The organism is Paraburkholderia sp. HP33-1, from assembly GCF_021390595.1.
In the GTDB taxonomy this organism is placed as follows: domain Bacteria; phylum Pseudomonadota; class Gammaproteobacteria; order Burkholderiales; family Burkholderiaceae; genus Paraburkholderia.
Genome location: NZ_JAJEJR010000002.1, coordinates 2315501 through 2328279, shown reverse-complemented (window position 1 = coordinate 2328279; position 12779 = coordinate 2315501). Strand labels below are relative to the sequence as shown.

General features: G+C 65.6%; 5 protein-coding genes. All 5 read right to left on the bottom strand.

Translation table 11 applies throughout. The features are described from left to right. Nucleotides 1-102: 102 nt before the first annotated feature. Nucleotides 103-2316 (bottom strand): glycogen debranching protein GlgX, encoded by a 2214-nt coding sequence (gene glgX / locus L0U81_RS26515; protein ID WP_233807586.1) that lies wholly within the window; start codon nt 2314-2316, stop codon nt 103-105. 82 nt (nt 2317-2398) lie between these two features. Beyond that, nucleotides 2399-4609 carry a 1,4-alpha-glucan branching protein GlgB gene (glgB, locus tag L0U81_RS26510; protein WP_233807577.1) on the bottom strand — a complete coding sequence of 737 codons (2211 nt, stop codon included), beginning with the start codon at nt 4607-4609 and terminating at the stop codon, nt 2399-2401. Next, the gene (treS, locus tag L0U81_RS26505; RefSeq protein ID WP_233807575.1) at nt 4602-8072 is read right to left on the bottom strand and encodes a maltose alpha-D-glucosyltransferase; all 3471 of its coding nucleotides are present in this window, start codon (nt 8070-8072) and stop codon (nt 4602-4604) included. Before treS ends, glgB begins: the two co-directional genes overlap by 8 nt. Next, a complete protein-coding gene (locus L0U81_RS26500; RefSeq protein WP_233807565.1) occupies nt 8069-11521 on the bottom strand; it encodes an alpha-1,4-glucan--maltose-1-phosphate maltosyltransferase in 3453 nt (1150 codons plus the stop codon). Before L0U81_RS26500 ends, treS begins: the two co-directional genes overlap by 4 nt. 494 nt (nt 11522-12015) lie before the next feature. Next, nucleotides 12016-12678, bottom strand: a complete 663-nt coding sequence (locus L0U81_RS26495; protein WP_233807563.1) for a DUF1345 domain-containing protein — start codon at nt 12676-12678, stop codon at nt 12016-12018. Nucleotides 12679-12779 lie beyond the last annotated feature (101 nt).

Here is a 12779-nt window from a genome sequence, read left to right as displayed (position 1 = left end):
GCAATTCGACGCGACGCAGCAGGCATTGCGTCGCAACATTCTTGCCACCCCGGCTGCATTGCGATCTGACCTCGCTCCAGCGGTCTCGCCGCGGCGCATCGTTCATTGCGAACCATCACCATTTGGCGTCTGCGCGCCCGGATCGGGCGGCAGCGCGGTCAAGAGCCGCGGCCCGTGCTGTGCGCCAGCCTTCCAGCCCGCTTGCCAATCCGCTTCGCCGGTCGGCTGCGCGGCGAGTATCACGAGGCCGTGCGCGGCGACCTCGAGCTCGGCCGTCGCGAGCCGCTGCGGCGCGCGTTCCGGGTCGGCCGTGTCCAACAGCACATGCCATTCCAGGTGCGGCGCGGGAGGCGCGAACTGCAGCGGGTCCTCGTGAGCGTTGAGCATCAATAACAATACTTCGGTTTCGCCATTCAGGCCCGGCCCCGCGCGACGCAAAGTGAACGCGCGTCCCTCCGGGTCCTGCCACGCTTCGATCGTGAGCGGATCGCCGTGCTCGTCGAACCAGCCGACGTCGAACAGGCCAGGCAGTACTTCGCGGTCGCCGAACAGAAAACGCGTTTCGCGTAGCAGCGGATGGCGCTTGCGCAACGCGATCACGCGCCCGACGAACCCGGTCATGCACCGGCCTTCCTGCGAATCCGCGAGATCCCAGTCGAGCCACGATAGGTCGTTATCCTGACAATACGCATTGTTGTTGCCGCGCTGCGTGCGCAGCGCTTCGTCGCCGGCGAGCAGCATCGGCGTGCCGAGCGCGATCATCAGCGTCGCGATCAGCGAGCGCGACACGCGGCGGCGCGTTGCGAGGATCGCGGGGTCGTCAGTGACGCCTTCGACGCCCCAGTTGCGGCTGCAATTCTCATTGTGGCCGTCGTTGTTGTCTTCCAGGTTGGCTTCGTTGTGCTTCTGCTCGTAAGCGGTGACATCGGCTAATGTGAAGCCATCGTGTGACGTGACGAAGTTGACCGATGCCCACGGCTTGCGATGCCGCCGGTTGAACACATCGGCCGAGCCGGTCAGGCGCGCGGCGAGATCGGGTCGCAGGCCCGCGTCGCCGCGCCAGAAGCGCCGCACGGTGTCGCGGAAACGATCGTTCCATTCGCTGAAGCCCGGCGGATGATTGCCGAGCTGATAGCCGCCGGGACCGATGTCCCACGGCTCGGAAATCAGCTTGCGCTGCGAGAGCACCGGGTCCTGGCGCAACGCGTCGAAAAAACCCGAGCCCGGATCGAAGCCGTGGCTTTCGCGCCCGAGCGTCACGCCGAGATCGAAACGGAAGCCGTCGATGTTGAACGCGCTCGACCAGTAGCGCAGCGAATCCATCACCATCTGCAGCACGCGCGGATGCGGCAGATTGACCGTGTTGCCGCAACCGGTGTCGTTGATGAAGTGACGCTCGTCGCCGGGAATCAGCCGGTAGTAGCTGGCGTTGTCGAGGCCGCGCCACGAAATGGTCGGGCCCATCTCGTTGCTTTCGCACGTGTGGTTGTAGACCACGTCGAGAAAGACCTCGATGCCCGCCGCGTGCAACTGCCGCACGGCGATGCGCATTTCGTCGAGCCGGTGCGTGCTCAGATAGGTCGGCTCCGGCGCGAAGAACGCAGCGGTGTTGTAGCCCCAGTAATTGCGCAGGCCGCGCGCCACCAGGAAGCGGTCGTTCAGAAACGCGTGCACGGGCAGCAGTTCGACCGCGGTCACGCCGAGCTTCAGCAGATGCTCGATGAACTCCGGTGCCGCGAGCGCCGCGAACGTGCCGCGTTCGTGCTGACGCAGATCGGCGCGCAGCATCGACGCGCCGCGCAAGTGCGTTTCGTAGATCACGGTCTCGCCCCACGGCACGTCGGGGCGCTTGTCGTGCGACGAATCGAAAGCCTCGTCGATCACGACGCACTTGGGCATCGCGGGCGCGGAATCGCGCCGGTCGATGGAAAGGTCCGCACGATTCGAATGCACGCGATAGCCGAACAGCGCATCGGACCAGCGAAACTGCCCGACGAGCTTGCGCGCATACGGATCGAGCAGCAGCTTGTGCGGATTGAAGCGGTGCCCGAAATGCGGCTGATACGGCCCATGCGCGCGAAAGCCGTACGCAGTGCCCGGATGCGCGTTCGGCAGATAGCCGTGCCAGACCTCGTCGGTACATTCAGGCAGGGCGAAGCGGCGGATTTCCTTGCGGCCGGTGGAATCGAACAGGCATAGCTCGATTTTCTGTGCATTCGCCGAGAACACCGCGAAGTTGACGCCCAGCCCGTCCCAGCTCGCACCGAGCGGATACGGCGAGCCGGGCAGCAACCGGTCGGGCAACGCATGCGACATGATTTCCCTTGTCCCGTTCTGATTGTCGAGCTAGAGCCGGGGTCTTCATGCAACGGGCGCGCGGCGCCCGTGTTGCGGCACGTTAGTCCGCGCGCAATACGATCGTCGCGAGCGGGGGCAAGGTCAGCGCAGCGGAATGCGGTCTGCCGTGGCTTGACACATGGTCGGTATGAATCAGCCCGCCATTACCCATGTTCGAGCCGCCATACACCCCCGCGTCGGTATTCAGCACTTCCGCCCAGCGTCCGCCGCGCGGCAGACCGAGCCGATAACCGAGCCGCGGCACCGGCGTCATGTTGCTGACCACGACGAACTCCTGGCCCGCGCCGTCGGTGCGCCGATAGGCGAACACGCTGTTGCCGCTGTCGTCGCCGATCAACCATTCGAAGCCGGCGAGTTCGCTGTCGAGCAGATGCAGCGCGGGCTCATTGCGATACAGATGGTTCAGGTCGCGCACCAGTAACTGCACGCCGTGGTGGTCCGGATCATCGAGCAGATGCCAATGTGGTGAGCCGTCATGGTCGAATTCCGCCATCTGGCCGAATTCGCCGCCCATGAACAGCAGCTTCTTGCCCGGGTGCGTCCACATGAAACCGAAGTACGCACGCAGATTCGCGAAACGCTGCCAGCGGTCGCCGGGCATCTTGCCGAGCAGCGAGCCCTTGCCGTGCACCACCTCGTCGTGCGACAGCGGCAGCACGAAGCGCTCGGAATACGCGTACACCATGCCGAACGTCATGTTGTGGTGATGGTACTGGCGATACACCGGGTCCTCGTGCATGTAGTGCAGCGTGTCGTGCATCCAGCCCATGTTCCATTTGAAGTCGAAGCCGAGGCCGCCGTCCGCGAGGCGCGCGGTTACGCCCGGCCATGCGGTCGATTCCTCGGCGACCGTGATCACGCCGGGTGCGCCCGGCACGTAGCGGACCTCGTGATTCAACCGCTTCAGGAACGCGATCGCTTCGAGATTCTCGCGGCCGCCGTAGATGTTCGGCACCCACTCGCCGGCCGCACGCGAGTAGTCGCGATACAGCATCGAGGCGACCGCATCGACGCGCAAGCCGTCGACGTGATAGCGCTTCAACCACGCGAGCCCCGACGCGATCAGGAACGCGCTGACCTCGTGGCGGCCGAGGTTGTAGATCATCGTGTTCCAGTCCTGGTGATAGCCTTCGCGCGGATCGGCGTGCTCATAGAGCGGCGTGCCGTCGAAATCGACCAGGCCGTGCGCGTCGTTCGGAAAATGCGCGGGCACCCAGTCGAGAATCACGCCGAGCTCCGCTTCGTGCGCGCGATCCACGAAACGCGCGAACTGCTCGGGCTTGCCGAAGCGCGCGGACGGCGCGAACTGCCCAAGCGGCTGATAGCCCCATGAGCCGCCGAACGGATGCTCGGCGATCGGCAGAAATTCGATGTGCGTGAAGCCCATGCTCTTCGCGTAGGGAATCAGCCGCTCGGCGAGCTCTTCCCAGTCGAGACCACGCTGACCTTCTTCGGCGATGCGCAGCCACGACTCCGCGTGCACTTCGTAGATCGTGATCGGCGTGCGCGCAGTCTGCTTGTCGGCGCGCGACAGGATCCACTCGTGATCGCTCCACGGAAACTGCTCGATCTCGTCGACGTGCGCGACGATCGACGCGGTGCCCGGCGGCTTTTCCGTCTGCATCGCGCACGGATCGGCCTTCAGCGGCAGCGGATGGCCGTCGCGCGACAGCAACTCGTACTTGTAGCGCGCGCCCGCGCCGATGCGCGGCACGAACAGCTCCCAGACGCCCGCCTGATGACGCAGCCGCATCGGATGACGGCGGCCGTCCCACGCGTTGAAGTCGCCGACCACCGACACGCGCCGCGCATTCGGCGCCCACACGGCAAAGCGCACGCCAGGCACGCCGTCGACGTCGACCGGCCGCGCACCGAGACATTCGAGTACCGCGTACGGATCGCCGCGCGCGAGACGTTCGAGCGGTTCGTCGCCGAGCACGGGACCAAATGAATAGGGATCCTCCACTTCCTGCACGACGCCATGCCAATCGACGCGCAAGCGGTACGGCATCGCCGACGTGACGCGACCCGCGAACAGGCCGGGACGCAACTGCTCGAGTTCGCCGAGCGTCGCGCCATCGGCGCGCGAAATCACGGTGACGTGCGCGGCGTTCGGCAGCAGCGCGCGCACGATCGGCCCGGCACTGGTCTGATGCAGGCCGAGCTGCGAAAACGGATCGGGGTGGCGTGCTTCGACGAGCGCGTCGATATCGACGGGCTGAAGGCCTGCAGCCGGATCATGCTCACTCATAGTCGCCCTCGGCCGGGTTAGGCGGCGTGGCGGCGCCAGGCGCCTGGGTTGACGGACCGCTGTGCGGCGGCGGCGCGCCGGTGTCGCCGAGCAGACGGCTCGTGAGCGCCGCGAGGCCGCGCACCGGCAAGCCGAGCCACGTCGGCCGGTTGGCTGCCTCGTAGCGGATCTCGTAAGCGGCCTTCTCGATCAGGAACAGATCGAGCAGCGCCTGTTCGGATTCGGCCGCGACGAGCGGCGTCGGCGACTGCGCGGCGGCCGCGCGGTATTCGGCCAGGAACGCGCTGGTCGCGTGCGCGCGGAAGCGCTCGAACAGCGCCCGCTTGCGATCGGCGGTCTGTTGCGGCGCGCTTTCGGTGGTCGACTGCGCGGCCGCGCTTGCATACGACAGCGAACGCATCAGACCCGCGACGTCGCGCAATGGGCTCGATTTCTGGCGACGCTCTTCGAGCGAACGCGCGGGCTCGCCTTCGAAATCGATCAGATAGGCGTCGCCGTGAGCGACCAGCACCTGGCCGAGATGGAAGTCGCCGTGGATGCGGATGCGCAACGCTCCTGCGTCGTCCGGCACCAGTTTGTCGACTGCTTCGACGAGCGCGGTGCGGCGATCGATCAGACTTTGCGCGAGGCCCTTGGTGTCCGGGTCGCTCATGTCCGCGATGCGCGGCGCGAGCAGATCGAGCGCGCTGGCGAGCATCGTCTGCGTCGCGTCGACCCACGCCTTCACATGCTCCGCGGTGGCCGGTTCCGGCGCGAACGCGGGATCGTCGCTCGGCGTGGCGAGCGCAACATGCAATTCGCCGAGCCGTCTGCCGATGATGCCCGCGAGTTCGCCGTAGCCGTCCAGCAGGATCGATTCGTTCGTGCGGTCGGGGACCGTCTGCGTCTCCGTATCGATCGCGATCGCGAGTTCGTCGACCGAGCGGCGCAGATGGTCGAGCGACCAGTTCCACGCATCGCCCTGATTGTCGATAAAGCCCTGCAGGATCGCGAGCGTATGCGGCACGCCTTCGGGATCGACGCGCACCACTTCGCCATACAGCGGCGCGGTGTTCGCATAGCCGAGCTGCGTCAGATAGCGGCTGATTTCCGCTTCCGGATGGATGCCGCTGACGAGCCGCCGCACGAGCTTCAACACCGCGGCATCGGCGACGATCAGCGAGCTGTTGCTCTGCTCGGCCGCGAGCCAGCGGATCTCGGGCCGCTCGCCAAGAATGTCGAGTTCGGCGAAGCGCTCGGTCGGCAGGAACTTGATCTCGCTTTTCTGCACGGTCGGCACGATCGCGCGCTCACGCATCTTGCGCAGCACGTTGTGCGCGAAGATCGGCAGCGCGAAGGCATCCGTCAGATGGCCGACGTTGCGGCCACGCCGCACGCGCGCGAGCGCCAGTTGCATGAACAGCGGCGTGGTGGTTTCTCCGCCCCACGTGATCGCGATAGGCACCACGTAGCGCTCGGTGTGGTCGCCCACATCCGCTTCGATTTCAGTGAACGCGAAGCCGCCGTTCGGAATCGTGGTCAGCGCGGCGAGCCGCACCGCATGCATCTTCTGATCCTTCGACGCGAACCAGCGGCGCCGGCTCAGCCACGACGGCAGTACCTCGGATTCGAGCAGCCGCACGTTTTCGGGTGTCGGCCCGGTCTGCCCTTCGCGGATCACGATCGTGACGAACTCGGGCAGCGGCACCGAATGCGCCTGCGCCCACGTCGGTCGTTGGCCGCTTTCGCAGAGCATGAACCACAGGAAGCCGTATGGCGGAAACGTCAGCAGATAAGTCAGCTGGCCGATCGCAGGGAACACTGAGTCGGCGGTCATCTCGATCGGCACGAAGCCGTTGAATTCGGACAGGTCGAGCTCGACCGCCTGCGGCGCGCGCGACAGATTCGCGACACACAGGATCGGCGATTCCCCGGGGGCCTCGCGTAGATACGCGAGAATCTTGCGGTTTTCAGGCTTCAGAAAGCGGATCGTGCCGCGTCCGAAGGTCTTCTTCGAGCGCCGCGTTGCCAGCATGCGGCGTGTCCAGTTCAGCAGCGAATGCGGATCGCGGCTCTGCGCCTCGACGTTGATCGCGTCGAAGCCGTACAGCGAACCCATTACCGGCGGCAGCACCAGTTGCTCGGGGTCGGCGCGCGAGAAACCGCCGTTGCGATCCGACGACCACTGCATCGGCGTGCGCACACCGTCGCGGTCGCCGAGGTGGATGTTGTCGCCCATGCCGAGTTCGTCGCCGTAGTAGATGACCGGCGTACCGGGCATCGACAGCAGCAGCGATTTGATCAGCTCGATGCGGCGGCGGTCGCGCTCCATCAGCGGCGCGAGGCGGCGGCGAATGCCAAGGTTCAAACGTGCGCGTCGATCGCTCGCATAGGTGTTCCACAGATAGTCGCGCTCGGAATCGGTGACCATTTCGAGCGTCAGCTCGTCGTGATTGCGCAGGAAGATCGCCCACTGGTTCGATTCGGCGAGATCCGGCGTCTGCTTCATGATGTCGGTGATCGGAAAGCGGTCCTCGCTCGCAATCGACATGTAGATGCGTGGCATCAGCGGGAAGTGAAACGCCATATGGCATTCGTCTTCGTTGCCGAAGTACTCCTTCACGTCCTCGGGCCACTGGTTTGCCTCGGCGAGCAGCATCCGGTTCGGGTACTCGGCGTCGATGGTCGCGCGAATCTTCTTCAGGATCTCGTGCGTCTCCGGCAGGTTCTCGTTGTTGGTGCCTTCACGTTCGACGAGGTACGGCACCGCATCGAGCCGCAGCCCGTCGATGCCCATGTCGAGCCAGAAGCGCATGACCTGCAATACCTCTTTCATGACCGCCGGATTGTCGAAGTTCAGATCCGGCTGGTGCGAGTAGAAGCGGTGCCAGTAGTACGCGCCCGCGACCGGATCGTGCGTCCAGTTCGACGGCTCCGAGTCGATGAAGATGATGCGCGTGTCCAGGTACTTCTGATCGGTATCGGACCACACGTAGTAGTTGCGGTAGTTCGAGCCGGGCTTCGCGCGCCGGGCGCGCTGGAACCACGGGTGCTGATCCGACGTGTGGTTGATCACGAGCTCGGTAATCACGCGGATGCCGCGCGCGTGCGCTTCCTGGATGAAGCGCCGTACGTCCGCGAGCTGACCGTAGTCGGGATGCACGTTGCGATAGTCGGCGATGTCGTAGCCGTCGTCGCGGCGTGGCGACGGATAGAACGGCAGCAGCCAGATCGCGTTGACGCCGAGCTCGGCGATGTAGTCGAGCTTCGCCATCAGGCCGGGGAAATCGCCGACGCCGTCGTTGTTCCCATCGAAGAACGACTTGATATGCACCTGGTAGATGATCGCGTCCTTGTACCACAGCGGATCGTCGCTGAGGGCCGCGGGCTTGCCGCGCCGGCGCGTGCGTACCTTGGCCGCGGTGCCGGCGGCTACGGCCGTTTGGGCCTCGTGCACGGTTTGGGCTGGGTCGTCGCGCTTCATGTTCCACCTTCCATCCAGGTTGGGTTGGCAGCGTCCGCGTGATCAGCGCTGTCGGGTTCGTGATCGGCCTCCTCCGGGCGTTCGGCGGGCAGGCCGCCTAGCGGCGCGATGCGCCAGATCGAGAACGGTTGGCCCGAGCCGAGTTGCACGTGCTGCCAGCGTCCGTGCCATTCGAAGCGCGCGCCGGTCATCTGGTCGATTACTTCTAGCGCGGCGTGATCGTGCAGATGCCAGCGCTGGAACGTGTCCCACGACAACTCGATGTCCGCGCCCTGTTCGTTGAATGGATCGAGATTGATCGCGACGACGATCACATTGTCGCGCGTTTCGGTCGCCTTCTCGAAAAACAGGATGTGATCGTTGTGCGCGGTGAGGAACGTAAGGCCGAGATGCGTTTGCAGCGCGGGATTCGCGCGGCGAATGCGGTTCAACGCGGTAATCTCGCCGACGATATTGCCGGGCCGGTGCCAGTCCCACGCACGCAGCTGATATTTTTCGGAATCCAGATATTCTTCGCTGTTCGGCAGCGCGGCGGCCTCGCACAGTTCGAAGCCGCTATACGCGCCCCACAGGCCCGCCAGTGTCGCCGCGAGCGCCGCGCGAATCAGAAAGCCCGTGCGTCCCTGCGATTGCAGATGGCGCGGGTTGATGTCCGGTGTATTGACGAAGAAGTTCGGCCGGTAGAAATCGCGCGCGCCGGTCTGCGTGAGCTCGCTGAGGTACTCGATGAAATCGCGCTTCGACTCGCGCCACGTGAAGTACGTGTACGACTGCGAGAAGCCGATCTTGCCGAGCCGGTTCATCATGCGCGGCCGCGTGAAGGCTTCCGCGAGGAAGATGGCGTCGGGATGGCGCGCGCGCACGTCGGTGATCATCCATTCCCAGAACGGTAGCGGCTTCGTGTGAGGATTGTCGACACGGAAGATGCGCACGCCCGCGTCGATCCAGAACAGGATCACGTCGCGCAACGCGAGCCACAGGTCGGGCTTCGCGTCGTGCGCGTAGAAGTCGGGATTGACGATGTCCTGATACTTCTTCGGCGGATTCTCCGCATAGCGCAGCGTGCCGTCGGGGCGCCACGCGAACCACGTCGGATGCTCCTTCAGCCACGGGTGATCGGGCGAGCACTGGATCGCGAAGTCGAGCGCGATTTCCAGGCCGTGCGCATGCGCGGCAGCGAGCATCGCCTTGAAGTCGTCGAGCGTGCCGAGCTGCGGATGCACGGCCGTGTGGCCGCCCTCGGCCGCGCCGATCGCATACGGACTGCCGACGTCGCCGGGCTGCGCGGTCAACGTGTTGTTGCGGCCCTTGCGGTTCGCGAGGCCGATCGGGTGAATCGGCGGGAAGTACAGCACGTCGAAGCCCATGTCGCGAATGCGCGGCAGCTTCGCGGTGACGTCAGCGAACGTGCCGTGGCGCGATTCGTCGTCGCTCATCGAGCGCGGGAAGATCTCGTACCAGCTCGCAAAAGAGGCGGCCGTGCGCTCTGAGTCGATCTTGTAGGTCACCGGATCGCGGCTCAGGAACGGGCGATGGCGTGCGGCCGTCATTGCTTGCGCGGTGGCGGGCGCGAGAATCAGCGCGAGCTTCTGTTCAGCGTCGGCCTTCTGGAAGTTGCGCACGATCTGTTCGAGTGGTTCCTTGTCGGCGCCCTCGGCCGTCTCGACTTCTGCGAGCACGAGCGCGAACAGATGCGCGGCTTCGTCGAGTTCGATCTCGACCGTTTGCCCCGCCTTCAACTTCTTTTCCATGTGCTCGACGAGCGATGCGAAGTCGTCGCGCCACGCGATCACGGTGAACTCGTAGCGGCCGATCCTCTCGAGCGGAATGCGCGTGCTCCACAAATCGAGCCCGGCCGGCGGCGCGGGTGACATCAACACTTCGTGCCACGCGGTTTCGTCGGCGGCGCGCCACAGCACAGCGGCGGCGATCTTGTCGTGACCTTCGGCGAAGATTGCCGCGCGGATTTCCGCGCGTTCGCCGACGCTGCGCTTGGCCGCGAAGCGGCCGTTCTCCACCGACGGCGACACGCTCTCGATCGCGACGCGCGGCGCTTCGATCGCGTCGAGCACAGTCTTGTGGCCGCTGCGCTTGCTGCTCGCCTTGTCGATCGGTGGCGCGAGGCAGATCGGCTTTTCGGCGAACGCGCGCAGCAGCCGCACGGCGCCGGGCGCGAGCGCGAATGGCGCGAGCGCCGCGGGTTCGGTCTGGCCGCGCGCGTCGAGCGGCACGAAGCGCGTAAAGCTGCCCGGCACGCCCGCCAGGAAGCGCGCGGGATCGACGCGCACCGGCGCGCCGAGTTCGGGGTTCACGACGATCAGGACTGCTTCGGTTGCGTCGCGCAGATCGGCCGCGTCGGCGCGCAGCAGAACCGCGGCTGGTGCGCCGGGCCCGCTCAATGGGCGCAATTCACCGTTTGCGTGCAGCGTCGGCGTGTGTCGTGCGATGTCGTTGGCCTGGGTGACGGCGGCGCTCAGATCGAAGCGGCGTGACTGCGCGGCGCGCGTGAACTGCGCGGCGTCGCCGCGCGTTTGCGACATCGGTTCGGTGATGCCGTATTCGAAGCCCATCGGCATCATCCAGCCGCTGCCCAGTGCAACCGACGTGAACAGCGCGCGTCGATACGCACGCTCGACGATCGCCGCATCATGCACGTCACTCAGCTCGGCGGCGAGGCGCGTGTCATACGGCGCTTCGGGAAACGCGATCGGGCCGCCGATGCGCGCCAGCGCCGCATGTTCCTCGGCCATCCAGCTCGAACGGAAATCCCACCAGCGGACCGACGAAAACGCGCTGTCGAAGCCGGCTGTTTCGAGACCTTGCAGATCGCCGCGCGAAAGGCCTGGCGTTGCCGCGAGAAAGCGCACGTGAGGATGTTTCGCGCGCACTTCGTCGCCGAGGTGCCGCCATACGGCGGCCGGCACGCGATGCGGCGAATCGAAACGGAAGCCGCCGACGCCTGCCTCGGCGAGCGCGAGCAGTTGCTGGGTCCACCAGACGGTCAGCGCGGCGCTTGTCGTGGGGTCGTCGAAATTCGCGTAGGCGACGTTGTCTTCGCGATGAACGTGGCGCGGATCGAGCCGCGCGAGCTCGGACTCGCGCGCATGGAACCAGTCCGAATGCTCGGCGTACAGCACGCCGTCGGCGGCCATGCGGTCGATCACGATATCGACTAGCAGCGTGAGGTGGTTGCGGCGCGCGGCATCGGCGAGCAGGCGCACGGCGTCGTGCGCCGATTGCTGTGCCTCGAACACGGGATGCAGCCGCGCGTGATTGCCGACCACCTGGCCGTGGCCGGCCTGACCTGGCTCGAACAGCCCGCCGATCAACGCATGATCGAAGCCGAGCCCGGCCGCGTGAGCGAACTGCGCGGGCCAGGCATCGAGGGGCCCGACGAGAAGTGAATGGAAAAAGTAAATCCGCGGCGCGTACCCGTTTGGAGGTTCCATCGGTCGTTTCCAGAGTTGTCCTGCTGCGGTGTGGATGCAGTTGGCATGCGATCACAGCGCTCATCGGGCTTCCCGAGCCGGATACCACGCGATGCGTCAGCGGGGGCGCGTACTGGTCAATGTAGTGCAAAGATCGTCACGCCGCTTGCCAGTCGCGGGTGCATTGACGCCAGACGGCGGTAGAACGGGGCTGGTGATCGCTCGTCGCGGAAACGAGCAAACCGTGTGCCAACGCGGTGAGCCGTCGGGCGGCGCGCCGGCGGAGAAAGGGCGAGGGTACAGCGAGACGGCGGACGCCGAAGGTGCGCGGGCGCACGGAGCGCGCGCGGGAAAGCGTGCACTGTTACGCCCGCTGCGGGTGGCCCGGCAGGTAAAACGGGCCGGTGTGGGGCCGGTTTTACACGGCCGGACCTACGATGCTGCGCGCGTGGCAACCGTATGGCACGCGCGTGGCATTCGCGTGACGTTCATCCGGAAGCAGCACAGGAGCAGGGTCAGGAACCCAGCAGCCCCGCCGCGATGTTCACGCACAAGCCGAGCACCGCGACGTTGAAGTAGAACGACAGGATCGATTGCGCGAGCGTCGCGCGACGAATCTCGCGCGAGCGCAGCACGACGTCGGAGGTCTGCGACGCGACCGCGATCGTGAACGAGTAGTACATGAAGTCCCAGTAGTTCGGCAGCAAATGGTGATCGGGGAACTTCAACGCGGGTTCGCGCGCGTCGGTGTCGTAGTACAGGCGCGCGTAGTGCAGCGTGAAGATCGTCGGAATCAGGAACCATGCACCGATCAGCGTCAGACCGGTCAGCAGGTAGTGCCAGGCGACCGACGCGCCGCCCGCGCCCTTCGCCGATGCGAGTTCGAGCACGATTGCCGCGATGCTCGCGACCGTCGCGACACAGATCACGAAGAGCACGACGCCCGCGTTTTCGTCGTCGCGCATCGCGTATTCACGCACGCGATGTTCGTCGGCGAGAGCCATGTGCACCCAGATCATCAGCAGGTAGCTCCAGATGGCCGCGTCCCAGCCGATCAGCGTGCGGGCCATCGGACTCGTATGACCGGGCACGAGGAGCGCGACGATGATGCCGATCACGAGGCCGATCACTGTGCGGGGCCGATTGCGAAGAACCTGCGGATAATATTTGATGGTCATGGGACTCGATGAATGACGTGGGTGTATGACGGCCGGTGTCGCGGATTCTACGCGGGCAACGCAGAGCGATTGTCGAATGGTGGGTCACAGGCTATAGTCTT